Origin of the sequence: Bacteroides zoogleoformans, assembly GCF_002998435.1 — a bacterium.
GTDB lineage: Bacteria > Bacteroidota > Bacteroidia > Bacteroidales > Bacteroidaceae > Bacteroides > Bacteroides zoogleoformans.
The window spans coordinates 1,987,708-2,012,579 of the sequence record NZ_CP027231.1 but is presented as its reverse complement, the minus strand read 5'-3'; the positions used below and the strand labels follow the sequence as shown (position 1 = coordinate 2,012,579).

General features: G+C 47.5%; 19 protein-coding genes. 12 read left to right on the top strand and 7 right to left on the bottom strand.

Annotated features, from left to right (window positions below):
* The first annotated feature begins 4 nt into the window (after positions 1 to 4).
* From polA to C4H11_RS08320, 8 genes are all read left to right on the top strand, one after another.
* Positions 5 to 2,869, top strand: a complete 2,865-nt coding sequence (gene polA / locus C4H11_RS08355) for a DNA polymerase I (protein ID WP_106041252.1) — start codon at positions 5 to 7, stop codon at positions 2,867 to 2,869.
* Positions 2,870 to 3,145: 276 nt separating this feature from the next.
* The gene (locus tag C4H11_RS08350) at positions 3,146 to 3,538 is read left to right on the top strand and encodes a DUF3836 domain-containing protein (RefSeq protein ID WP_106041251.1); all 393 of its coding nucleotides are present in this window, start codon (positions 3,146 to 3,148) and stop codon (positions 3,536 to 3,538) included.
* Positions 3,539 to 3,781: 243 nt separating this feature from the next.
* A complete protein-coding gene (gene ychF / locus C4H11_RS08345; RefSeq protein WP_106041250.1) occupies positions 3,782 to 4,885 on the top strand; it encodes a redox-regulated ATPase YchF in 1,104 nt (367 codons plus the stop codon).
* A gap of 32 nt (positions 4,886 to 4,917) precedes the next feature.
* Complete coding sequence (locus C4H11_RS08340; RefSeq protein ID WP_106041249.1) at positions 4,918 to 5,727, top strand: carboxypeptidase-like regulatory domain-containing protein; 810 nt, start codon at positions 4,918 to 4,920, stop codon at positions 5,725 to 5,727.
* Between the two features lie 25 nt (positions 5,728 to 5,752).
* Entirely contained in the window at positions 5,753 to 6,682 is a 930-nt protein-coding gene (locus tag C4H11_RS08335) for a ketopantoate reductase family protein (protein WP_106041248.1), read from the top strand.
* An 88-nt stretch (positions 6,683 to 6,770) separates the two neighbouring features.
* On the top strand, positions 6,771 to 7,622 hold the full coding sequence (gene lgt, locus C4H11_RS08330; protein WP_106041247.1) for a prolipoprotein diacylglyceryl transferase: 852 nt from the start codon (positions 6,771 to 6,773) through the stop codon (positions 7,620 to 7,622).
* Between the two features lie 24 nt (positions 7,623 to 7,646).
* Positions 7,647 to 8,558 carry a prolipoprotein diacylglyceryl transferase gene (gene lgt / locus C4H11_RS08325; protein ID WP_106041246.1) on the top strand — a complete coding sequence of 304 codons (912 nt, stop codon included), beginning with the start codon at positions 7,647 to 7,649 and terminating at the stop codon, positions 8,556 to 8,558.
* Between the two features lie 678 nt (positions 8,559 to 9,236).
* Positions 9,237 to 9,479 (top strand): hypothetical protein, encoded by a 243-nt coding sequence (locus C4H11_RS08320; protein ID WP_106041245.1) that lies wholly within the window; start codon positions 9,237 to 9,239, stop codon positions 9,477 to 9,479.
* A 12-nt stretch (positions 9,480 to 9,491) separates the two neighbouring features.
* Here C4H11_RS08320 and mutS read toward each other — a convergent pair whose 3' ends face one another.
* From mutS to C4H11_RS08300, 4 genes are all read right to left on the bottom strand, one after another.
* Entirely contained in the window at positions 9,492 to 12,113 is a 2,622-nt protein-coding gene (gene mutS / locus C4H11_RS08315; RefSeq protein WP_106041244.1) for a DNA mismatch repair protein MutS, read from the bottom strand.
* A 407-nt stretch (positions 12,114 to 12,520) separates the two neighbouring features.
* Positions 12,521 to 13,180: a class I SAM-dependent methyltransferase gene (locus C4H11_RS08310; protein ID WP_131924535.1), complete on the bottom strand. Its 660-nt coding sequence runs from the start codon at positions 13,178 to 13,180 to the stop codon at positions 12,521 to 12,523.
* A gap of 49 nt (positions 13,181 to 13,229) precedes the next feature.
* The gene (locus C4H11_RS08305; RefSeq protein WP_106041243.1) at positions 13,230 to 14,042 is read right to left on the bottom strand and encodes an SPFH domain-containing protein; all 813 of its coding nucleotides are present in this window, start codon (positions 14,040 to 14,042) and stop codon (positions 13,230 to 13,232) included.
* A gap of 232 nt (positions 14,043 to 14,274) precedes the next feature.
* On the bottom strand, positions 14,275 to 14,760 hold the full coding sequence (locus C4H11_RS08300; protein ID WP_106041242.1) for an HU family DNA-binding protein: 486 nt from the start codon (positions 14,758 to 14,760) through the stop codon (positions 14,275 to 14,277).
* A gap of 986 nt (positions 14,761 to 15,746) precedes the next feature.
* On the opposite strand from C4H11_RS08300, the gene C4H11_RS08295 reads away from it, so the two are divergent.
* A complete protein-coding gene (locus C4H11_RS08295) occupies positions 15,747 to 16,907 on the top strand; it encodes an acyltransferase family protein (protein WP_106041241.1) in 1,161 nt (386 codons plus the stop codon).
* A 21-nt stretch (positions 16,908 to 16,928) separates the two neighbouring features.
* On the opposite strand, the gene C4H11_RS08290 is transcribed toward C4H11_RS08295, so the two are convergent.
* Together C4H11_RS08290 and C4H11_RS08285 are read right to left on the bottom strand one after the other, a co-directional pair.
* Complete coding sequence (locus C4H11_RS08290; protein WP_106043250.1) at positions 16,929 to 17,786, bottom strand: hypothetical protein; 858 nt, start codon at positions 17,784 to 17,786, stop codon at positions 16,929 to 16,931.
* 345 nt (positions 17,787 to 18,131) lie between these two features.
* Positions 18,132 to 19,001 carry a DMT family transporter gene (locus tag C4H11_RS08285; protein WP_106041240.1) on the bottom strand — a complete coding sequence of 290 codons (870 nt, stop codon included), beginning with the start codon at positions 18,999 to 19,001 and terminating at the stop codon, positions 18,132 to 18,134.
* A gap of 315 nt (positions 19,002 to 19,316) precedes the next feature.
* On the opposite strand from C4H11_RS08285, the gene leuS reads away from it, so the two are divergent.
* Genes leuS through C4H11_RS08270 form a run of 3 tightly spaced genes read left to right on the top strand, consistent with a single transcriptional unit; the run spans position 19,317 to position 23,690 of the window.
* A complete protein-coding gene (leuS, locus tag C4H11_RS08280; protein ID WP_106041239.1) occupies positions 19,317 to 22,157 on the top strand; it encodes a leucine--tRNA ligase in 2,841 nt (946 codons plus the stop codon).
* 5 nt (positions 22,158 to 22,162) lie between these two features.
* The gene (locus C4H11_RS08275) at positions 22,163 to 23,065 is read left to right on the top strand and encodes a YitT family protein (protein WP_106041238.1); all 903 of its coding nucleotides are present in this window, start codon (positions 22,163 to 22,165) and stop codon (positions 23,063 to 23,065) included.
* A gap of 43 nt (positions 23,066 to 23,108) precedes the next feature.
* Positions 23,109 to 23,690 (top strand): non-canonical purine NTP diphosphatase, encoded by a 582-nt coding sequence (locus C4H11_RS08270; RefSeq protein WP_106043248.1) that lies wholly within the window; start codon positions 23,109 to 23,111, stop codon positions 23,688 to 23,690.
* An 85-nt stretch (positions 23,691 to 23,775) separates the two neighbouring features.
* On the opposite strand, the gene nadA is transcribed toward C4H11_RS08270, so the two are convergent.
* A complete protein-coding gene (gene nadA / locus C4H11_RS08265; RefSeq protein ID WP_106041237.1) occupies positions 23,776 to 24,714 on the bottom strand; it encodes a quinolinate synthase NadA in 939 nt (312 codons plus the stop codon).
* Positions 24,715 to 24,872: the final 158 nt, after the last annotated feature.

Genomic DNA, 24,872 nt, shown 5'->3' with positions numbered 1-24,872 from the left:
ATGTATGAAAACTACCGATAAACTGTTTCTGCTTGATGCCTATGCGCTGATATACCGGGCCTACTACGCGTTCATAAAGAATCCGAGAATCAATTCAAAGGGATTCAACACATCGGCCATTCTGGGCTTCGTCAACACCTTGGAAGAGGTACTGAAGAAAGAAAATCCCACCCACATAGGAGTGGCCTTCGACCCCGCGGGTCCCACCTTCCGCCACGAAGCCTACGAACAGTACAAGGCACAACGGGAAGAGACGCCCGAAGCCATCCGCCTGTCAGTACCTATTATAAAGGACATCATCCGCGCCTACCGCATCCCCATTCTGGAAGTGCCCGGCTACGAAGCCGACGATGTGATAGGCACGCTTGCCACCGAAGCAGGCAGGCAAGGCATCGCCACCTACATGATGACCCCCGACAAGGACTACGGCCAACTGGTATCGGACAACGTATTCATGTACCGCCCCAAGCATAGCGGCGGCTTCGAAGTGATGGGCGTGGAAGAGGTGAAGGCAAAATTCGACATACGGTCTACCCTTCAAGTCATCGACATGCTGGGACTGATGGGCGACGCTTCCGACAACATCCCCGGCTGTCCGGGCGTAGGAGAAAAAACCGCACAAAAGCTCATCGCCGAATTCGACAGCATTGAAAACCTGCTGGAACACACCGACCAACTGAAAGGCGCACTGAAAACCAAAGTGGAAACAAACCGGGAGCAGATCCTTTTCTCCAAATTCCTCGCCACCATCAAGACCGATGTGCCCGTTGCACTCGACATGCACTCGCTCGTGCGCGAAGAACCGGACGAAGAAGAACTACGTAAGATTTTCGAAGAGTTGGAATTCCGCACCCTCATCGACCGGGTGTTGAAAAAAGGAAACGCAGCTTCTGCTTCTTCCCCATCCCCGGCCTCTGTCTCCGCACCCGACCTTTTTGCCGGAACGCTGTTTGCCCGACCGCAAACCGACACCGGTTCCGAAAACAACGCTCCCGTTCAAGGCGATTTGTTTGCAAATTCTGCGGGCAATTGGACGGGTGAATCTGAAAATTCAAATCTCGCACGGTTAGAAACGCTCGACACGGACTATCAACTTATTGATACAGAAGAGAAAAGAAGAGAAATTATTCAAAAGTTACTTACAACGGAAATTCTCGCGATAGACACGGAAACCACCGGAACCGAGCCGATGGAAGCCGAACTGGTAGGAATGAGCTTCAGCGATGCCGAAAACCGCGCCTACTACATCCCCGTTCCTGCCAATCGTGAAGAAGCCTTAAAAATAGTGAATGAGCTTCGTCCTGTCTACGAAAACGAGAAATCCATGAAGGTGGGACAAAATATCAAGTATGACATGATTGTCCTTTGGAATTACGGAGTCTGCGTCAAAGGTCCGTTGTTCGACACCATGCTCGCCCACTATGTGCTCCAACCGGAGTTGCGCCACAACATGGACTATCTGGCGGAAATCTACCTGCACTACCGCACCATCCATATCGACGAACTGATTGGGCCGAAAGGCAAAAACCAAAAAAGCATGCGCGACCTCCCACCCTGCGATGTCTACCGCTATGCCTGCGAAGACGCCGACATCACCCTGAAACTGAAAAACGTGCTGGAGAAAGAATTGAAAGAGCAAGGCGCCGAACACCTGTTCCACGAGATAGAGATGCCGCTTGTGCCTGTACTCGTACACATGGAGACCAATGGCGTGCGGATTGACACCGAAGCCCTGAAGCAATCGTCCGAACACTTCACCGTGCGCCTGCAAGAGATTGAAAAGGACATCTACGAAATGGCCAAAGAAACGTTCAACATCAGTTCGGCCAAGCAGGTGGGCGAAATCCTGTTTGACAAGCTGCGAATCGTGGAGAAAGCCAAGAAGACCAAAACCGGGCAATACGTCACTTCCGAAGAGGTGCTGCAAAGCCATCGCGGCAAACATGCAATCATCGACAAGATATTGGAATACCGCGGACTGAAGAAATTGCTGAGCACCTACATCGACAGTCTTCCCCAACTCATCAACCCGCGCACGGGGCGCATACACACCTCGTTCAACCAAGCCGTAACAGCCACCGGACGACTCAGCTCCAGCAATCCCAACTTGCAGAACATCCCCATCCGCGACGAAGACGGGAAGGAGATTCGCAAGGCTTTCATCCCCGACGACGGCTGCGAATTTTTCTCTGCCGACTACTCGCAGATAGAACTGCGCATCATGGCCCATCTGAGCGGAGACAAAAACATGACAGACGCTTTTTGCAGCGGGCACGACATCCATGCCGCCACCGCCGCCAAGATATATAAGCAAGACATAAACCGGGTGACCGCCGACATGCGCCGAAAAGCCAAAACCGCCAACTTCGGCATCATCTACGGCATCTCCGTCTTCGGACTGGCCGAACGTATGGACGTCTCCCGGCAGGAAGCCAAAGAACTGATTGACGGATATTTCGAAACCTATCCGCAGGTTAAGGAATACATGGACAAAAGTATCCAAGTGGCACGCGAAAACGGATACGTGGAAACCATCTTCCGCCGCAAGCGCTTCCTGCCCGACATCAACTCAAGAAATGCCGTTGTGAGGGGCTATGCCGAACGGAATGCCATCAACGCTCCCATACAAGGAAGCGCAGCCGATATCATCAAAGTGGCCATGTCGCGCATCTACGGGCGTTTTCAAAGTAACAATCTGAAAGCAAAGATGATTCTGCAAGTGCACGACGAATTGAATTTCAGCGTTCCGGAAGCCGAAAAAGAGCTCGTACAGAAAATTGTAATCGAGGAGATGGAACAGGCATATCGCATGCTCGTACCCCTGAGGGCCGATTGCGGATGGGGAAAAAACTGGCTTCAGGCACACTGAGCCACCCAATAACTTTATTTAACTTACAATCAGAAAGCAACGGAAGCAATCTTTTCAAAATACAGTTTGCTCATCAGAATATCCGGCAACCTCACTGCCGGATATTTTTTGTTCATCAATCTTGCCAAAAAGAAAGAAAAGGAAAAACAGAAATCTGACATATTGATAAAAATAACGCCTAATATTATATTTGTGTCAATTTATTCCATACCTTTGCGGCGAAATTAATGACATATTGATAGACAATAGAAAGTTAAACTCAAAAAACAAATAACCATGAAAGCAAAAGTTTCTTTAAAAACAGTGTTTCTCTCAGCATTTATTTTGGTTTGCGGATTAAGCGCATCGGCCGACAATAAAAGCAACCTCATTTACAATTCGGAAGAAGTAAACGGCGTGAAAGTGGCCGAAACCATTTACAAGATGGAAAGCGGAGCATTGACCAACTACATGAAGTACAACTATAAGTACGACGGGCAGAACCGCATGACGGAAAGCCAAGCCCTGAAGTGGGACAGCATCAAAGAAGAGTGGGCCAACGACATGTGCATCCGCTACGCCTATCAGGGAAAGAGCATCACTACCACCTACTATAAATGGAACAAAAACAAAAAAGAGTATATCCTGATTCCCGCAATGACGGTAACGATGGACAATCCTAACATGTAATTGAAGAAATTTATTCTCTCTTAGAAATAAAATTGTTTTTCACTCCTAACAATTAACTAAACCTTTTCATAACACTGAGAGCCGGAATGCGCGACGCACTCCGGCTCTCTCATTTTGAGAAAAAGAGCGCCTTTTAAGGCAATAAGCGGAAGAATGCCTATCTTTGCAACCGGAAAAGCGGCAGTAACCGAATCTTTCGGCCGTCATAACCAAGAAGATAACTCTAAAACAACGAAATAGACAATGGCTTTACAATGTGGTATTGTCGGACTGCCGAATGTAGGCAAATCGACACTTTTCAACTGTTTGTCCAATGCAAAAGCGCAAGCGGCAAACTTCCCTTTCTGTACGATAGAACCGAACGTAGGCGTCATCACCGTGCCCGACGAACGACTGACCAAGCTGGCCGAATTGGTGCACCCCGGACGCATCGTTCCCACCACCGTGGAGATTGTAGACATTGCCGGACTGGTGAAAGGAGCCAGCAAAGGCGAAGGGCTGGGCAATAAATTCCTTGCCAACATACGCGAGACGGACGCCATCATCCACGTGCTGCGCTGCTTCGACGACGACAACGTGACGCACGTAGACGGCAGCGTAGACCCCGTGCGCGACAAGGAAATCATCGACTACGAACTCCAACTGAAAGACCTCGAAACCGTGGAAAGCCGCATACAGAAAGTACAGAAACAGGCACAGACCGGCGGAGACAAAGCCGCCAAACTGGCTTATGACGTATTGGTGCGATATAAAGAGGCGCTGGAACAAGGCAAATCGGCCCGCACCGTGCAGTTCGACACCAAAGACGAACAGAAAGTGGCAAAGGAACTCTTCCTGCTCACCGGCAAACCCGTGATGTACGTCTGCAACGTGGACGAAGCCGCTGCCGTAAGCGGAAACCGATACGTCGACATGGTGCGCCAAGCCGTAAAGGACGAGAACGCCGAGATACTCATCGTAGCCGCTAAGACCGAAGCCGACATCGCCGAACTCGAGACTTACGAAGACCGCCAAATGTTCCTCGAAGAAGTGGGTCTGGAAGAATCGGGCGTCAGCCGCCTGATAAAATCGGCCTACAAACTGCTGAACCTCGAAACCTTCATCACCGCCGGCGAAATGGAAGTAAAGGCATGGACGTATCAGAAAGGCTGGAAAGCTCCGCAATGTGCAGGCGTCATCCACACCGACTTCGAGAAAGGCTTCATCCGTGCCGAAGTCATCAAATACGACGACTACGTGAAGTACGGAAGCGAAGCCGCCGTACGCGAAGCCGGAAAACTGGGTGTGGAAGGCAAGGAATATGTGGTGCAGGACGGAGACATCATGCACTTCAGGTTCAACGTGTAAGCGTGTGAGGATAAAGACATACGATAATCGACATGAAACAGTTCCTATTTTTATTTATTCTGTTATTATCCGCAGCCACCTATGCGCAGCAAAAAGACTCTGTAATCATTAGAGGACGAGTGACAGATTTTAACGGGCAACCGATAGACAGTGCTTCTGTTTGGTGGAAAACTCCCCGATTCAGTAACATCATAGAAGCTGTTACCGATAAAAATGGAGATTACATGATCTGTATTCCTAAAGGAAAGTATCAAAGTATAGCCTCCATCTACCTCCCTTCCTATGCACAAATTGCCATGAAAAACAACCTGCCCGAAGCCGACCACAGACTGGAGTTTTGGGCTTGGAATTTCATTGCCGACCGCGACACCACACTCAACATACGCTATCACCGCATGGAAGCATACGGTCTGCATGTCTTCCGCATTCCCGGAGCCACCCCCGCTTATCAGATATACGTGCGTCCCATAGGCCTGACACGTACCTATCAATGGATGAAAGGGATGAACCCGGAATCATCGGTACATAGTGAAATTTCCGGCATAGAGCAGCCCGAACAAGGCCAAAAGGCAAAAGAATGTCGTATGGCTCCTCCTTCCGGACAGCTAAAAGCCATTGTATGGATAGACGGTGAAGAAGTGCCCATACTGATGAAACAAGAAATAAAAGAATATTTTGCTGCCAATCAGTATGGGAATACTTATCTGTTGACCGTGGCACTTCCAAAACATCCGAAAACAAATCTTCTTTACCGCATTTTCAGAATAGAATTGACAGACTTGGAAAATGGCGTTCAAGGAGAAGGGCTTTATTATATGGAGAAAGAGAATTACATCAAATAACCATTCCCTACATTATTCTCTGCAAATGACAAACAATAAATTAAGATACCTCATTGCAGGCACAGGCGGCGTAGGAGGCTCCATCGCCGCTTTTTTGTCTCTGGCAGGAAAAGACGTCACCTGCATTGCACGAGACGGACATCTGGCAGCCATACGCACCCGTGGACTGCAACTGCATTCCGACCTGAAAGGCGAGCATACGCTGAACATACCCACCTGCACGACGGAAGAGTTTCAAGGCAAGGCAGACGTCATCTTTGTCTGCGTCAAAGGGTATTCGGTCGATTCCATCACCGATTTAATCAAACGTGCCTCACACCAGCATACGGTGGTAATCCCCATCCTCAACGTCTACGGCACAGGGCCGCGCATCCGGCGGCTTGTCCCCGATGTCACCGTGCTCGACGGCTGCATTTATATCGTGGCATTCGTCTCTGCTCCGGGAGAGATCACGCAAATGGGAAAGATTTTCCGTGTGGTATACGGGGCACATCAAGGCACCGATGTTTCCCGCGAAACACTGGAGGCCGTGCAACAAGATTTGCAGGAAAGCGGAATCAAGGCCGACATTTCGACGGACATACGGCGAGATACGTTCGTCAAATGGTCGTTCATTTCGGCCATGGCTGTCACAGGTGCCTACTATGATGTTCCTATGGGCGAAGTGCAGAAACCGGGCAAGGCACGCGACACTTTCATCGGACTGTCGCAAGAAAGTGCCTTGCTGGGCAAAAAAATGGGCATAGAGTTCACGGAAGACTTGGTGGCGTACAATCTGAAAGTAATGGATAAACTGGCCCCCGAAAGCACCGCCTCCATGCAGAAAGACATGGCCAAAGGGCATGAAAGCGAAGTGCAAGGACTGCTGTTTGATGTAATTGCCGCAGCCGAAGAGCAAGGCATCGAAGTGCCGACATACAGAATGGTGGCGGAAAAGTTCGGAAATCCGACTTGATATTCCAAAATGGGATATCACAGACAAACCACCCAACCGGATTTTTTCATACCTTTGTCAAAACAAACTTTTGATATATATCATTAATATGCTATCACCACTGTTACTCTCCATCAACTGGAACCCCGATCCCGAACTCTTCAGGCTCTTCGGAAGCATCCCCATCCACTATTACGGCCTGTTGTGGGTTGTGGGCATTATACTTGCTGGTTTCATTGTTCAACGCGAATACCGAGACCGGAGAATCAGTGACGAGAAATTTGCTCCACTCTTTTTCTATTGTATTGTAGGTATCACACTCGGAGCACGGCTGGGGCACTGTTTTTTCTATGGATGGGAATATTTTCAGAACCATCCTTGGGAAATAATATTTCCCATACATTTCCTGCCCGACGGCAGTTGGAAATGGATTGGCTATAGAGGTCTTGCCAGTCATGGCGGTACACTGGGGCTGATTATCGCCCTTTGGCTCTATTGCCGCAAAACAAAAATACACTACATGGATGTGATGGATATGATAGCCGTAGCCGCTCCCATCGCCGCTTGTTTCATCCGCCTTGCCAATCTGATGAATTCCGAAATAATCGGCAAACCGACCGATGTGCCTTGGGCATTCGTCTTCGAGCGGGTGGATATGTTGCCCCGCCATCCGGCACAGCTATACGAAGCAATCGCCTATTTCATCTTCTTCATAGGAATGATTTATCTTTATAGGAAAGGACAGAAACAACAACAACGCTATCACCGTGGATTCTTCTTCGGGCTATGCCTGACCGAAATATTTATCTTCCGATTTTTTATAGAGTTCTTGAAAGAAAATCAAGCCGATTTTGAAAATACAATGGACTTCAATATGGGACAATGGCTCAGTATCCCATTCATCATTGCCGGAATATATTTCATGTTCTTTTACAGGAGAAAACAAACCATAAAGAAGTAGTCAACCATATCAAGAAATAAAAATATGATATCACCACTGTTACTCTCCATCAACTGGAACCCCGATCCCGAACTCTTCAAGCTCTTCGGAAGCATTCCCATCCGCTATTACGGCCTGTTGTGGGTTGTGGGCATCGGACTGGCTTACCTCGTGGTACGCCAACAATACCGCGACAAGAAAATAGGCGACGACAAGTTCGAGCCGCTCTTCTTCTACTGCTTCTTCGGCATACTCATCGGGGCGCGGTTGGGGCACTGCCTGTTCTACCAACCCGACTATTACCTCAATCATTTCTGGGAGATGATACTCCCCGTACACTTCCTGCCCGGCGGAGGCTGGAAATGGACGGGATACGAGGGACTTGCCAGCCACGGTGGAACGCTGGGCTTGATTATCGCCCTCTGGCTCTACTGCCGCAAAACGAAGATGCACTACGTGGATGTGGTGGATATGATAGCCGTGGCCACTCCCATCACCGCCTGCTGCATCCGCCTTGCCAACCTGATGAACTCCGAGATAATCGGCAAACCGACCGATGTGCCTTGGGCATTCGTCTTCGAGCGGGTGGACATGCTGTCCCGCCATCCGGCACAGCTATACGAAGCAATCGCCTATTTCATCTTTTTCTTGGGAATGATTTACCTCTACAAGCAAGGCCGGATAAAGCAGAGCGAGAAACCCCAAACAGACTTCAGCAAAGCAGCCGCCGGCAAAGCCACCGCCGGCATTGCAGCCACATCGCGCCATCACCGCGGATTCTTCTTCGGCCTCTGCCTGACGGAAATCTTCGTCTTCCGCTTCTTCATCGAGTTCCTGAAGGAGAACCAAGTGAATTTTGAAGACGGTATGACGCTGAACATGGGGCAATGGCTCAGCGTGCCCTTCATCATCATCGGTGTGTACTTCATGTTCTTCTACAGAAAGAAGAAGGGCTGAACACAATAAAACGAACGATATAACGTTTCAGGCTCGTATTGCGCGGATTTCGCAGGATAAATGTGGTCTCTATTGACCCAATCCGTGAAATCCGCGCAATACGAGCCTGATTCTTTTATTATGACAAGGTGGGTTCGGAGTAATAATATCAGACAAGGTATGCTTTTAAACCCATCTGAAAATCAGTACAACAGAATCTTAAAACAACTCCGGCAAATTTTTACTAAGAACTCTACGCCAGTCTGCATAATCCGCGTTTATGGCATATCGTAATGTAGTCATATTTTATATTTACACGCCCTCACCTCTATCATTCAAAATTAGAAAAACATTCAGATTTCCAGATACATCTCCTCCCTTAATAAAGTCTAAATATTACTACCAGATATTCGCTTTTCCATTTTTTTCCATACATTTGTTGTTAGTGATTATAATCACCAACAACATTATTAAAATAAAAAAACATTGCAAATGCCTGCCTATAACTTCCTGCCGGCTATGAGAAAAAAGAATTTACCCCCCCCCCGCCAATGTAAAGATTATTCATCAAAACATAACCCTAAGGAATCATTCTGTTGATGTGGAGCACATGCTTGATGTGTATATAAACAAACGTTTTGGAATCCACACCTATTACCCTTTATTTTATAAATCATATTTTTTTACCACCTTTTCAACATGAATGATGAACCCAGATATCAGAAGAATGACCGCGTGTGGATAGAATGTTCCACAGAGGATGGATGCCTTCGGAAACGTCCCGCCATAGTGATAGCCTACCTGAAACGACTGTATAAATTCTATGCGAACGAAAACTTTGTAGCCATTCGCTATGAAGATGTCAAGGAGGATGAGAATCCCGAAAATTGCTTCGAATGCGTACTCGAAAGCCGGGTCAGCCATCGGAAAGAAAAGGAGTGAACCGCTTTCTTCTTATTTCCCCTTCACTATCCTCTTGATGTCATTCAACTTGTTCAGCGCCTCCAGCGGAGTGAGGTTGTTCACGTCCAGATTCAGTATTTCATCGCGTATCTGACAAAGCACCGGGTCATCGAGCTGGAAGAAGCTGAGCTGCATACCCCCTGCCGAAGAGGCTCCCTCGGTAATGGTCTTTCCGCTCACCGTTCCAGTCTGGCGATTCTCCATTTCAAGCTGACGCAGAATTTCGTCGGCACGCCTCACAATGCTTTTAGGCATGCCCGCCAACTTCGCCACATGGATACCGAAAGAGTGTTCGCTGCCTCCGCGCTCCAACTTGCGCAGGAAAATAACTTTATTATCCACCTCCTTCACCGAAACATTGTAGTTTTTGATGCGCTTGAAGCTTTTCTCCATCTCGTTCAGCTCATGGTAGTGCGTGGCAAACAGCGTGCGTGCTTTGGCTCTGGGATGTTCGTGAATGTGCTCCACGATGGCCCAAGCAATGGAGATGCCGTCGTATGTGGAAGTGCCCCGTCCCAATTCGTCGAAAAGCACAAGGCTGCGCGGAGAGAGGTTGTTCAGGATATCGGCGGCCTCGTTCATCTCCACCATAAAAGTAGACTCGCCTACGGAGATATTGTCGCTGGCGCCTACACGGGTGAATATCTTATCCACCAGACCGATGTGGGCGCTCTCGGCCGGAACAAAGCTGCCGATTTGGGCAAGCAGGGTAATGAGCGCCGTCTGCCGGAGCAAAGCGGACTTACCTGCCATGTTCGGACCGGTGATGATGATGATTTGCTGCGTATTGCTGTCGAGCATCACGTCGTTGGCTATGTACTTCTCTCCTATCGGGAGCTGCTTCTCGATGACCGGATGACGGCCTTGCCGGATTTCCAGCACGTCATCGTCGGCAACGACGGGACGGATGTAATTGTTTTCGCGCGCTGCCGTGGCAAACGAGAGCAAGCAGTCCAACCGGGCTATCTGGTTGGCGTCTATCTGGATGGCTGGGATAAACTCGGCCAAAGACTGCACAAGTTCATTGTACAACTGCGTCTCCAACGCCAGTATCTTGTCTTCCGCGCCCAGAATTTTCTCTTCATACTCTTTCAGTTCCTGCGTGATGTAACGTTCGGCATTGACCAGCGTCTGTTTGCGAATCCACTCCTGCGGCACTTTGTCTTTATGCACGTTGCGCACCTCGATATAATAGCCGAAAACGTTGTTGTAGCCAATCTTCAGACTGGGAATGCCCGTCTGTTCGCTTTCGCGCTGCTGCACCTGCAAGAGGTAGTCCTTGCCCGTGTAGGCTATCCGGCGCAATTCGTCCAGTTCGGCATTGACACCTTGTTTGATGATGCCTCCCTTGTTGACCAGCAGTGGCGGGTCGTTGTTGATTTCCCTATCGATGCGGTCGCGAATGGAGCGGCAGATGTTCAGCTGTTCGCCGATGCGGTTCAGACTGGCATTATCGGCCTGCATACATGCTTCCTTGATGGGTTCGATGGCTTGTAAAGCCACCTTCAAAGCCACCACTTCGCGAGGAGAAACACGCCCCACCGCCACTTTGGAAATGATGCGTTCCAAGTCGCCTATCAGGTGCAGTTGCTCTTCTATCAAATCCTTGAAATCGGGCTGGCGAAAGAAATACTCCACCACATCGAGGCGTTCGTCGATAGGGCTCACATCTTTCAACGGAAATACCAGCCAACGCCTCAGCAGACGCGCCCCCATCGGACTGATGGTCTTGTCTATCACGCTGAGCAGGCTGCTTCCGCCGTCGTTCATCGACCCCATCAACTCCAGACTGCGCACCGTGAACTTGTCCAGACGGACGTATTTGTCTTCTTCTATGCGGGCCAGCGAGGTGACATGTCCTATCTGCGTATGTTGCGTCATGATGAGGTATTGCAGGATAGCCCCCGAAGCGATGACACCGTTTCTGAGATGCTCCACGCCGAACCCTTTCAGGTTTTTCACTTCGAAATGCTTCAGCAGTTTTTCGCGGGCGGTGGTTTCGGTAAACACCCAGTCGTCCAGCTCGAAAGTAAAGAACTTGCTTCCGAAGTTACCTTCGAACATACCCCTCCGGCCTCGTTCGAAAAGCACTTCTTTGGGCGAGAAGTTGTTCAGCAGCTTGTCCACGTAGTCGAAAGGACCTTCGGCTGTGAGAAACTCACCGGTGGATATATCCAGAAAAGCCACTCCGCAAGCGCCTTTGCCGAAATGCACGGCGGCCAGAAAGTTGTTCTCCCGATGGTTCAATATGTTGTCGTTGATGGATACACCCGGTGTCACCAGCTCCGTGATGCCCCGCTTCACGAGTTTCTTTGTCAGTTTCGGGTCTTCCAGCTGGTCGCAGATGGCTACGCGCTTCCCGGCGCGTATCAGTTTGGGCAGATAGGTGTCTAACGCATGGTGGGGAAAGCCTGCCATTTCAACCGTCTTTTCTTTGCCGTTGGCACGCTTGGTCAGCGTGATGCCCAAGATTTCGGCAGCCACCACGGCATCGGTAGAATAGGTTTCGTAGAAGTCGCCGCAACGAAACAGCATGACGGCATCGGGATGTTTCGCCTTCAAGTCAAGAAACTGTTTCATCATCGGGGTGAGGACAATATCTTCGTGGCTCATGTGAGTTTTTTATGTTTATAGGATATTATAAGTCTGAAAGTTCATAAAGCACCGCAAAGAGGTCGGGGAAAACCGTAAAGATACGGGCCTTTATCAACTCAAAGGCTTGTCATGCAAAGATAATTCTTTTTTAGAAACAGATGCGGCGGGGCTTCAAAACCTTAGCAAGCCTTAACAAAGAGGATGATTTTGCTAAAACATGTTATTAAACACGCTTTTTTATTTGTTTTATTTGGAGGTAAGCAGAAAAGCCGTACCTTTGCAATGTGTTTTTCATAGTATTAGATTTAAGGTTAACAAAGGTTGGAGTACAGCGGTACTCCTTTTTTTATGCCTGTACGTTTCGGTTCATGGGAGGGCGATACAAGGGATTTAATATCCCCAAATCGGAATAATTTCCGATTTTATCATTTTGATTTCACACATCTGAAAAGACAAATGGAGCGATTGTTAGATAGTTGCACATTCTCGCCGAACAACGAACGGAGTTTCTTCTCTACTTCAGAAAGAGTATAGTGCGGTGGCACAAAGTATCCCCTTCTGTTCAACACATTTCTCACAAACCAATCGCCCACTCCTCGCTCACCCTCCACATAGAAGCAGCCGCACAACCTTCCTGAAGGTTTTAACACTCGAAAAATCTCGGCAAAAGCCTTCTCTTTGTCCGGGAAAGCATGAATACCATTCATCGTAAGTACACAATCGAAACATCCATCCTCAAAAGGCATATCACCAACGTCACCACGAACAAGTGTCAGATTGTGCAGCTCATCACTTTTTTTCCGCAGCGATGCAAAGCGTATCATTTCTTCAGAATAATCCAAGCCAACAATCTCCGCATTTGTCATACGCTGATATTTGGCATGCGTAAACACCATTGTCCCCACCGGAACATCCAATATCTTTCCCTCAAAATCATCAGGAATAAAACTCAATACTTTGCGAGCTATTTCATTATCATCAACCCCCCACAGCCAATGCATGTAAAGCCACGACCACCATTTACGTCCCGTCAGCACATCATCGTAACGAGACATCATACGATCATACGCATTTTTCTGTGCCATTTTCACAACTGTTGAATTTAACATGAAACACAATATCAGTAGATAAATTTTATTGCAGTTTCAAGAACGGCAATGTATTTCCGCTTGTGGAAAGCGGCAGCTTGCCATCCCATTTCTCCACGGCTTTGAGCTGAATCAGTTCCGGCGTGATGCTTTGCTGAAGGATGCGGTTAGCATCGGCCTTACCTTTGGCGGCAGCCACCACTTTCTCGGCTTCGGCAATGGCGGCTTTCTTCTCGTTCTCCACTTTCAAGGCGTTTTGCACGGCTGTGTTTTTCTCGTCGATAGCGGCTTGCAGCACGTCGTTAGGCTTCACGCTGGACTGTATGTTGGTGAACGTAAATCCGCGTGTGCTCAAGCGTTCTTTCAGCAACGCTTCCACCTCTTTCTCGAAGGCGGGGCGATTGTTGATGAGCGAATCCGTCTCATACAATCCGGCCACATCCTTATAGGCATTCTTCACTTCGGTCAGGATGACGGACTGTTCCAGTTCTTCGGTTGTTTTTCGATAGCGCAGAAAGACGATTTTCGCATTCTCGCGCTCGATGTAATACTCAATGGTAGGGTCGGTTTTGAAGATAGTTCCTTTCTTGTCTTGTATGTCGAAGGGTTCGTAATCGACAATCTGTGCAAAAGCAGGATATTCGAATAATTGTTTGGAGAACCGGTTGTACATCACCCATCCGGTTTCTACCTTTGCATCGTCCACGCCACGCTCGCTGCCGGCTAAATTAACGATGATTCCCGTCTGACCGGAGTCGATGCGCTCCACGGCAAATATTATCATCATCAACAATGCGATTCCGATGATTGCGACGCCTGCCGCTCCGAATTTTACGGTTGTTTTCTTTGTTACTCCCATGATGATATACTGATTTTTAATGAAACAATGCCCAAAGATATTTATTTTTGATAGAAAAACGACCGGCAGTATTGTTTTTTATTCTTCTGCCCGATGCGGACTGCATAAAACACGGCATAACTCCATTCGTTCACTCTTCGGATTGATGAGGGCATAAACAACAAATGGAGAGCGAAGCATCTCCATTGAACTTCGCCCTCCACTTCACAGTAGTTTTTACGATTTAGCAAGATTATCCCAACGGATTTCCCGTCTGACCGCTTTCACCGCTTTCCGAAGGCTTCGGGCCGGTGTTTTCGCTCTTCTTTCCGCCATCGGTATAATCGGTGTCGGGCATTGCCATCCGGGTGATGCTCATACTGTTCAGCATCTTGCTGAAGGCTTTTCCAGGAAGAAAGAGAATGCGCTTACGCACGATATTGCCCACCGAAACGTCTTTTTCCTTATCCGCGCTCTTCGCCTTAAAGGAAGGACGGAAACGCCCGAAGTCGCCCAAAGCGATGGTCTTCCCATCGTCAATCTCTTCCGTCATGATATCTACCAAGCCTACGGCCACCAAATCGACCACCTTACGGTGTACACCTATGATTCGGCTTACCTTGGCACACAACTTGTCAAAATCCACCTCACCGCTTCCCACGGATTTGGCTACATACTTTTCGGTTTTTGTCTTGTCAAAACCAAACACACGTTTTGCTACTACATACTGAAGTCCCATAGTTTTTCTGTTTTTAAATGATTAATAATATAAGATATCAAGGCTGATACCCTTTCTCCTTCGAGGGAGCAGAAACGCAGCGTGAGGCCTCAACGATGCAGCATCTGTTTCTCAAATTCGATGTTGCAAAGTTAGCGCGGGAAAAAGGAGAAAGCAAGAAAACGACATCTACAACGGAAAATGTTAAAACGCTGTTTATCAGGGATTTTAAAAAACAGTGTCTCTACAACGCATAAAAGGAAAATTGGTGGAAAAGAAAACCGAAAGAGCATCATCTCTACAACATGAGAAGCTAAATATCTGATAATCAAATATGCGGTTTACGGTCGTCTCTACAATTTCACTTCAGGCCGTTTTTTCCTCGTATCTCCCCAAAGAACCATTCCTTTCCCGAATTTCCACATCGACGGTATGCTTCGCCAAGCAACGGAGCACATGGGGGCATGTAGGATATTAAGGGATAAAAAGCATGCAGTATTTTTTAAAAAATCAAGACAAAAAATCCGCCATCAAAAAGCCCTTTCTAACGTTTACTAAAAGTTGGCCGGATTTTTACTAAATTTCCACCCAAGATTTACTAAAAATCCGGTGAGTTTTTACTAAAAATTTTCAGCCCCCTCCAAAGCGCCTTGAAAGCGGGATTGAGAAGAGATTTTCGATTAAATAAAAAAAGCGGACATAACAGCCTGCAGAAAGAAAAGTGAATACAAAAAGCGTTGCGGAAAGTACATTCCTATTTTCGTATATCCACTTAAGCCCACAAAAAGCACATTTTCATAAAAGAGTGTTTTGTTTGTAACTCTACAAAGCGGTTATAAGGCAAGATTTCAGGCAGCGATAACCGCCAAGACGGAAAAGAACAAGAGTGAAGAGATAGAGGTAGTCGAGAAGAATTAGAGGAAGCTAAGGGAAATTAGAGGGAAATTTCCTCTAATTTTTTCTATTGTCAACTAAACGATTATTTTTGCAGGCGAAACAAAACAGATATGCCAACAACGACTTATTTAGCATCCAAGCCTCGTTATGAGATATTGGACGGGCTTCGCGGCGTTGCCGCAATGATTGTGGTGGCCTTCCACCTTTTCGAGACTTACTCCGCCGGCCCCATGTCGCAAATATTGAATCACGGCTATCTGGCCGTAGACTTCTTCTTCGTGCTTTCCGGCTTCGTCGTCGGGTATGCCTACGACGACCGTTGGGACAGGATGGGCACGTGGGACTTCTTCAAACGGCGCTTGGTGCGCCTGCACCCCATGGTGATTATGGGAACACTGCTGGGCGCATTGCTCTTTTATTTCAGCGCATGCACGGCCTTTCCTTTAGTCGCCGACACCACATGGTGGATGGTGATACTGATGGCGCTGCTCGGCTGCCTGATGATTCCCACACCGACAACGTGGGACATTCGCGGATGGGGAGAGACAAATGCACTGAACGGCCCTACATGGTCGCTGATGTGGGAGTACGTGGCCAACATTCTTTATGCCTTATTCATCCGGCATTTTTCCAAACCGGCATTGACCCTCTTCGTGGTTCTTTCGGCCTGTCTTACGCTGGACGTCACACTGAACACCGACGTATTCCATCTGCTGGCAGGAAGAGGAGAAGCCACCCATACCCTGATAGGTGGTTGGAGCCTTACTCCCGACCAACTCTACATCGGCATTTCCCGCCTGCTCTATCCGTTCTTTATGGGACTGCTGCTATCGCGCATGGGCAGGCTGATAAAAGTGAAGCGCGGTTTTTACGTATGCGCCCTGCTGATTACGGTGATTCTCGTGATGCCACGCATAGGAGACGAAGCGCATCAATGGATGAACGGCACTTACGAAGCCATAAGCGTGCTTGTATTTTTTCCTCTGATTGTGCTCATAGGAGCAGGCAGCAATGTCACGGGAAAACGTTCCGTGGCTGTATGCAGATTTTTCGGAGAGATATCCTATCCTTTTTACATTACTCACTTTCCATTGATATATATGCAGATAGCATGGGCAAGCAAGCATCCTGACGCATCGTTGGAAACACATGTGTTCATTGCAGTGTCTCTCTTCATCCTATCCATCGCCATTGCCTATGCTTGCTTGAAGCTGTACGACGAACCGGCAAGGGAATGGCTGAAACAACGGTTCCTGATGAAAAGAAGGTAGCCGTTTTCTGCCTTCCCTACTCTATTTCACAGGTACTTGAAACCGTGGCGGGCCGATGGTAGGTCCGCCTCCACCGGATCTACCGCTGTAAATTTTACTGCGAAGAATTTCATAGATAATTCCCCCTACATCCAATCCTAACTTGAACTTGTCGAAATTATAAGTAGGAATCACCATCGGAACCGTTTCCCAACGTCCACGCATGGCATTGTAGTAGCGCTGCACACCCACTTCCATGCTGAAACGTTCGGAAACGTCGAACAGCACACTGCCTCCATATCTGTGAGTTGTCATTCCATACGTATTGCCGATGGCATACGAACCGAACACTTTGAAAGCAAGACGGTCGGCAGCCTGATACATCAATGCTCCCGAAGCGGTAAATGCCTGTCCGCTGATGTGCGACATGTTCAGCTTCAGGGCATCCATGCCGAGTTGAAAACTCAAATTCCTGTCAATCACCTGCCGATAGAGCAGTGAAGCTTCATTGAAACGCCCTATGCCGGGCAAGGTCGTTTGTCCGCCTGCTCCCGATAAAGCTCCTCCATGAAACTGCATGATGATTCCGTTCGTGCGATAGTCACCTCTGAAGAGCGGCGAAGGATTGGTGTAATAAGGTATGCGGAACGTTTCTTTCAACGAAAAGCGGGGCAGGCTGTCAGCACCTTCGGAATGGAGAGAGGAAGAAGACAAAACGGTTTCAGGAGAAACGTCGGACGAAGAATAGACGGGTCGGCTCATTTCAGGCGTTTCCGGTATTGCGACACGCACACTGTCGCGGACAAGACGTGTACTGTCTTCTTGAGCAGAAAGTCGTTGCGAAATGAAAACCGGCAGCAAGAAGCATCCTAAGCAGATTACTGTTTTCCGTATCATCATATTTTCCTTGTATTTAATCTCCGGCCGATGAAAACAGGAAGAATGCACCTGATTCATCCATACTTACGGCCACTAAGTTATTGAAATTATTTTGTTTGACGGAAAATAACCGGAAAAAACTTCTATACATCGCATAAGAAAGCGGAAAACAATTAAACGACAGCGGAGGCTATCCGCGTGTCGGCATCTCGATAGGAAGAAGGTTTTAGCAGGACATTGTCTGCAAAGAACAAGACAGAGGCTGTTTAGATTTTGCTCAGTTCCATTTTCGAGCAAAGTCTAAACAGCCTCTTGCCCTATACATAGGGCGCCACTTCCCGAACCGTTCCGTTTTTCCGCGCACTTTCACTTCTTCCCCGCTACATATACACCGCCCAATATCAGTACAGACCCCGCCAAGGCCACAGTGGTAAGGTGTTCGCCAAGCAGCAGTATGGAGCCCGTCAGCGTGAAAACCGGGTTAAGGTAAAGATAGTTGGAAGCCGTAATCATGCCGATGCGCTTCAATATGACGTTCCAAACCACGAAGCATATCAACGAAGCCAACACACCTAAATACAAAAGGTTGAACAAAATGGCAGGCTCAAGCAGCTTCGACACATCAAACTGCCACGGATAGACGGCAAAGAAAGGAAGAATAGTGATTACGCCATAAAAAAATACTTTACGAGTGATGAACAACGCAGAATAACGACCTGAAAGTTTTCTGATTATCAGACTGTAAAAAGCCCAAAGCAAAGCCGAAAACAAAGACAAAAAATCACCGAGAGGAGAAATCTTCAAAACAAAATTTCCATTATACACCACCAAAGCCACTCCCAACAAAGCCATCAGCGAACCACCCACCAACCAGCGTGTGGCTTTTTCTTTTTTGTAAATGAGCAAGGCAAGAATCGTGGTAAGCAACGGAGCCGTACAGACAATGAACGACACATTGCTGACTAAGGTTATCTTTATCGCTATGTTTTGTGCAAGGAAAAAACCCGAACCGCCCGTGACACCACTTGCCAACAACAAAAGTTCATCCTTCCAGTCATAGGCGAACAGTTTGCGCGGAGAAATAAACCAGATACCCACATAGGCTATCAGGAAACGGGCAAAAAAGATTTCTTGCGGAGACATACCGCTTTCTATCAATACTTTCGTTGAAATAAACGTCAATCCCCATACCCCCACTATGAGGGCGGCGACAATGTGCCAAATATGATTCTTCACTTCGTTTTTGTTTTAAACATGCAAATGTATACAAAAACTCTGTTTCTTTATCAGAATATGAAGAAATTCAAAAATACCCTCCGCGTTTTTACGTTGGGATATAAAAGTCTATGTTTAAATTTTCCTCCATATCATGTCGGATGTTCTTTTTGATCAAAATTAAAACAGACTCTGAGGTAAAAGCATGTTTTTTAGTCACTAACGATACAAATCTGAAAATAAACAATTACCTTTGCACCGCTTATAAACCGTATTTTAACCGATTTCAACAATATAACAAACAAGGTTTTCAACAATATACTAACAACTATCATCATGGAATACAATTTCAGGGAGATTGAAAAGAAATGGCAGGAAAAGTGGGTGCACGACGAAACCTACCGAGTGACGGAAGATGAAACGAAACCGAAATTCTATGTACTGAACATGTTCCCCTACCCCTCCGGTGCAGGCTTGCACGTAGGACACCCGCTGGGTTACATCGCTTCGGACATCTACGCCCGCTACAAACGACTGCAAGGTTTCAATGTACTGAATCCCATGGGATACGACGCATACGGACTTCCGGCAGAGCAATATGCCATACAGACGGGACAGCACCCTGCCATCACCACCAAAGAAAACATCGACCGCTACCGCGAACAATTGGACAAGATAGGTTTCTCTTTCGACTGGAACCGCGAAATAGGCACTTGCGAACCGGAATATTATCATTGGACGCAATGGGCTTTCCAGAAGATGTTCAATAGCTATTATTGCAACGATGCCAAACAGGCACGCCCCATTGAAGAACTGATTGAGGTCTTCCAAAAACAAGGTAACAAAGACTTGAACGCGGCTTGCAGCGAAGAACTGCACTTCACTGCCGAAGAATGGAACTCCAAAACCGAAAAGGAACAGCAGGAAATCCTGATGAACTACCGCATCGCCTATCTGGGAGAAACAATGGTGAACTGGTGTCCGCAACTGGGAACCGTACTCGCCAACGATGAAGTGGTGGACGGAGTATCTGAACGAGGCGGTTTCCCCGTAGTGCAAAAGAAGATGCGTCAATGGTGTCTGCGTGTATCCGCTTATGCGCAACGTTTATTGGACGGACTGGATACCATCGACTGGACCGACTCCCTGAAAGAAACCCAAAAGAACTGGATAGGCCGCAGCGAAGGTGCCGAAATACAATTCAAAGTGAAAGACAGTGATTTGGAATTCACCATTTTCACCACCCGTGCAGATACCATGTTCGGTGTCACCTTCATGGTATTGGCTCCCGAAAGCGAATTGGTATCGCAACTGACAACCGATGCACAGAAAGCAGAGGTGGATGCCTACTTGGAACGTACCAAGAAGCGTACCGAACGCGAACGCATTGCCGACCGCAGCGTTACCGGCGTATTCTCCGGAAGTTATGCCGTGAATCCTTTCACAGGCGAAGCAGTGCCCATCTGGATCAGCGATTATGTATTGGCCGGATACGGAACAGGAGCCATCATGGCCGTTCCTGCCCATGACAGCCGTGACTATGCCTTTGCCAAACACTTCGGATTGGAAATACGTCCGTTGGTAGAAGGTTGCGATGTCAGCGAAGAGAGCTTCGATGCCAAAGAAGGCGTTGTATGCAACTCTCCGCGCAAAGATGCTGTTCCTTATTGCGACCTTTCATTGAACGGGCTCACCGTCAAGGAAGCCATCGAAGCGACCAAGAAATATGTAAGAGAACACAATCTGGGACGCGTAAAGGTCAACTTCCGCCTGCGTGATGCCATCTTCTCGCGGCAACGTTATTGGGGCGAACCTTTCCCTGTGTATTACAAAGAAGGTATGCCCTACATGATTCCCGAAAACTGCCTGCCTCTGGAACTTCCCGAAGTAGCAAAATTCCTGCCTACCGAAACCGGCGAACCTCCGTTGGGACATGCCGTGAAGTGGGCTTGGGACACTGTAAACAATTGCGTCGTAGAAAACGAAAAGATAGACAACAAAACTGTTTATCCACTAGAACTGAACACCATGCCGGGATTTGCCGGTTCGAGCGCTTACTACCTGCGCTACATGGATCCTCGCAATCATAAAGCATTGGTCGATAAGAAAAAAGACGAATATTGGCGCAACGTAGACCTTTATGTGGGCGGAACGGAACATGCCACCGGACACTTGATTTACTCCCGCTTCTGGAATAAGTTCCTGTACGACCTCGGTGTTTCCGTAACGGAAGAACCGTTTCAAAAGTTAGTGAACCAAGGCATGATTCAGGGACGAAGCAACTTTGTATATCGCATCAAGGACACCAACACATTCGTGTCTCTGAACCTGAAAGACAAATACGACACTACCCCACTCCACGTGGATGTAAACATCGTATCGAATGATGTATTGGACATTGAAGCCTTCAAAGCATGGCGTCCCGAATATGCAACTGCCGAGTTCGTCTTGGAAGACGACGGCAAATACATCTGCGGATGGGCTGTGGAGAAGATGAGCAAATCGATGTTCAATGTTGTAAATCCCGATATGATTGTCGAGAGATACGGAGCCGACACGCTTCGTATGTACGAAATGTTCCTTGGTCCGGTGGAACAGTCGAAACCATGGGATACGAACGGCATAGACGGTGTGCACCGCTTCATCAAGAAATTCTGGTCTTTGTTCTACGACCGCAACGGCAACTATTTAGTGACGGACGAACCGCCCACCAAAGAAGAACTGAAATCGCTGCATAAGCTGATTAAGAAAGTGACGGGAGACATCGAGCAGTTCTCTTACAACACCAGCATCAGCGCCTTTATGATTTGCGTAAACGAATTGTTCGGCATGAAATGCAGCAAAAAGGAAATCCTGAACCAATTTGTCGTCGTACTGGCTCCTTTTGCCCCGCACGTATGCGAAGAATTGTGGGAAACAATGGGAAATACAGAATCCGTATGTGATGCCGAATGGCCTGCCTCCAAGGAAGAATATCTGGTGGAAGACACTGTGAACTACACCGTTTCTTTCAACGGAAAGGCACGCTTCAACATGGAGTTCCCAGCAGATGCAACACCGGATACCATTCAAGCCGATGTATTGTCCGATGAACGTTCGGCCAAATGGATAGAAGGAAAGACCATTGCCAAGGTAATCGTCGTGCCGAAGAAGATTGTGAACATCGTTGTCAAATAACAGATATGCAAATTACAAAACCAACCAAAGCAGAAGTGACGAGAGAATTGCGAGACTATGTCTTCATCACTTTCGGACTCATCAGCTACGCACTGGGATGGGCGGCATTCCTCATCCCTTATCAGATTACTACCGGAGGCACTACCGGTATCGGAGCCATTATCTATTACGCCACCGGATTTCCAATCCAATGGTCGTACTTCATCATCAATGCCATTCTGATGACATTTGCCATTAAGATACTCGGACCGAAGTTCAGTATCAAAACCACATATGCCATCTTCGGACTGACTTTCCTGCTTTGGTTTTTCCAGTTGTTAGTGAACGGAGCAGACGGTGTTCCGCCGCAGATACTCGGTCCCGGACAAGACTTCATGGCCTGCCTGATAGGCGCCACGATGTGCGGAATCGGATTAGGCATCGTGTTCAACTGCAACGGAAGCACGGGAGGTACCGATATTATCGCCGCTATCATACACAAGTACCACGACGTCACCTTAGGACGCATGGTAATGGCATGCGACATAGTCATCATAAGTTCCTGTTACTTCATCTTCAACGATTGGCGACGGGTGATATTCGGTTTTGTAACCCTGTTCGTCATAGGATTTGTGTTGGACTATATCGTGAACAGTGCACGTCAATCCGTGCAATTCTTCATCTTCTCAAAGGAGTATGAGAAAATTGCCGACCGAATCACCAAGGAAACCCATCGTGGTGTAACGGTACTCGACGGCATCGGCTGGTACAGCAAACATAACGTGAAAGTATTGATCGTACTTGCCTACAAACGCCAGTCGATAGAAATATTCCGGATGGTGAAAGACATAGACCCGAATGCGTTCATCTCGCAAAGTTCCGTCATCGGCGTATATGGAGAAGGATTCGACCGACTGAAAGTGAAGTAGTAATACAGGCGAGCCACAAATATAAAGGAGATATTCAATGAGTATAAAAAAGAAATTCGTATTTGCTACCAACAACACACACAAGCTGGAAGAAGTCAGCGCCATTCTTGGTAAGAAGATTGAACTTCTCAGCATGAAGGACATAGACTGCAACGTCGATATTCCCGAAACAGCAGATACGCTCGAAGGAAATGCTTTGATAAAAGCAAGATATATCTTCGAAAATTATCACTTGGATTGTTTTGCCGACGATACCGGTTTGGAAGTAGAAGCTCTCAACGGTGCTCCCGGAGTATATTCAGCCCGTTATGCCGGCGATGCACACGATTCGGAAGCCAATATGAAAAAACTGCTGAAAGAGATGGAGAATGTAGAAAATCGCAGAGCCCGATTCCGCACCGTATTTGCCCTTATCATCAACGGAAAAGAACACTTGTTCGAAGGAATCGTCAAAGGAGAAATCATCAAAAACAGAAAAGGAACTTCCGGCTTTGGATATGACCCTGTATTCGTGCCCGAAGGTTATTCACAAACCTTTGCCGAAATGGGCAACGAACTGAAGAATAAAATCAGCCACCGGGCAATGGCCACCCAAAAGCTTTGCCACTTCCTATTGATGAAATAATACTTGAGTTTGGGATAAGAAGCAGGTACACAGTAAAGCCCCCTATAAATGGCAATCGTTTATAGGAGACTTATATTTTAGATAACTACAATCCCAATTCGGCCGATATTTCCAACATCCTTTGTATGGGCTTCACTGCTTTGGCAACAATTTCGGCATCCACTTTTATTTCGGGCGACTCGTTTTTCAAGCAGTCATAGAGCTTTTCCAACGTATTCAGACGCATGTAGCTGCATTCATTGCAGGCACAGGTACTGTCGTTGGGAGGAGCAGGAATAAAAGTTGTATGCGAACACTTCTTTTGCATTTCGTGCAGGATGCCCGACTCCGTAGCCACAATATAACTCTTTTCAGGATGAGCCACGGCATATTTCAGCAATGCAGCCGTAGAACCTACCACATCGGCCAGCTTCAGAACCGTGCTTTTACATTCGGGATGCGCCAATACCAACGCACCGGGATACCGCATCTTTAATTCAACAATCTTTTCAACCGAGAATTGCTCGTGTACATGGCATGCGCCATCCCATAGTAACATCTCTCTTCCGGTGATGGAGTTGATATAATTACCCAGATTCCTGTCCGGCCCGAAGATTATTTTCTCATCTTTAGGGAAGCTTTCCACAATCTGCCTGGCGTTGGTAGAAGTGACCACCACATCGGTCACTGCCTTCACGGCTGCCGTTGTGTTGACGTAGGATATCACCGTATGTCCGGGATGCTCTTTGACAAACTTACCGAACTTATCGGCTGGACAACTATCAGCCAGCGAACAACCTGCCTCCATATCCGGAACCAGTACTTTCTTGTCAGGACAGAGAATCTTTGCCGTCTCGCCCATGAAGTGCACACCGCACATAACGATAATGTCAGCCTCCGTGCGAGCTGCCCATTGTGCCAAGGCCAGACTGTCACCCACATAGTCGGCTATATCCTGTATCTCACCTTTCTGGTAGTAGTGCCCCAGAATGATCGCACTCTTTTCTTTCTTCAGCTGTTTGATGGCTTCTGTCAGATTATCCATAATTATATTTTTTATTTCTCTTCTTTTAAAAAATCCTTTGATGGTGATGATAGTCGGTTAATAGTGTGGATAAATAAAAATGATTTTTCTTGCTTATTAAGTTATTAGTTACAAGCCATGTACTATCCTTAAGTTATCAACTCATTTTAAAGTATTCT

Excerpts from the sequence above, each read along its gene's own strand:
- C4H11_RS08310 (WP_131924535.1), bottom strand. The coding sequence starts at position 13,180 with ATGGCACAGAAAAATGCGTATGATCGTATGATGTCTCGTTACGATGAT.
- C4H11_RS08305 (WP_106041243.1), bottom strand. The coding sequence starts at position 14,042 with ATGGGAGTAACAAAGAAAACAACCGTAAAATTCGGAGCGGCAGGCGTC.
- leuS (WP_106041239.1), top strand. The coding sequence starts at position 19,317 with ATGGAATACAATTTCAGGGAGATTGAAAAGAAATGGCAGGAAAAGTGG.
- C4H11_RS08340 (WP_106041249.1), top strand. The coding sequence starts at position 4,918 with ATGAAACAGTTCCTATTTTTATTTATTCTGTTATTATCCGCAGCCACC.
- C4H11_RS08350 (WP_106041251.1), top strand. The coding sequence starts at position 3,146 with ATGAAAGCAAAAGTTTCTTTAAAAACAGTGTTTCTCTCAGCATTTATT.
- C4H11_RS08295 (WP_106041241.1), top strand. The coding sequence starts at position 15,747 with ATGCCAACAACGACTTATTTAGCATCCAAGCCTCGTTATGAGATATTG.
- polA (WP_106041252.1), top strand. The coding sequence starts at position 5 with ATGAAAACTACCGATAAACTGTTTCTGCTTGATGCCTATGCGCTGATA.
- ychF (WP_106041250.1), top strand. The coding sequence starts at position 3,782 with ATGGCTTTACAATGTGGTATTGTCGGACTGCCGAATGTAGGCAAATCG.
- mutS (WP_106041244.1), bottom strand. The coding sequence starts at position 12,113 with ATGAGCCACGAAGATATTGTCCTCACCCCGATGATGAAACAGTTTCTT.
- C4H11_RS08275 (WP_106041238.1), top strand. The coding sequence starts at position 22,163 with ATGCAAATTACAAAACCAACCAAAGCAGAAGTGACGAGAGAATTGCGA.
- lgt (WP_106041246.1), top strand. The coding sequence starts at position 7,647 with ATGATATCACCACTGTTACTCTCCATCAACTGGAACCCCGATCCCGAA.
- C4H11_RS08300 (WP_106041242.1), bottom strand. The coding sequence starts at position 14,760 with ATGGGACTTCAGTATGTAGTAGCAAAACGTGTGTTTGGTTTTGACAAG.
- nadA (WP_106041237.1), bottom strand. The coding sequence starts at position 24,714 with ATGGATAATCTGACAGAAGCCATCAAACAGCTGAAGAAAGAAAAGAGT.
- lgt (WP_106041247.1), top strand. The coding sequence starts at position 6,771 with ATGCTATCACCACTGTTACTCTCCATCAACTGGAACCCCGATCCCGAA.
- C4H11_RS08320 (WP_106041245.1), top strand. The coding sequence starts at position 9,237 with ATGAATGATGAACCCAGATATCAGAAGAATGACCGCGTGTGGATAGAA.
- C4H11_RS08335 (WP_106041248.1), top strand. The coding sequence starts at position 5,753 with ATGACAAACAATAAATTAAGATACCTCATTGCAGGCACAGGCGGCGTA.
- C4H11_RS08290 (WP_106043250.1), bottom strand. The coding sequence starts at position 17,786 with ATGATGATACGGAAAACAGTAATCTGCTTAGGATGCTTCTTGCTGCCG.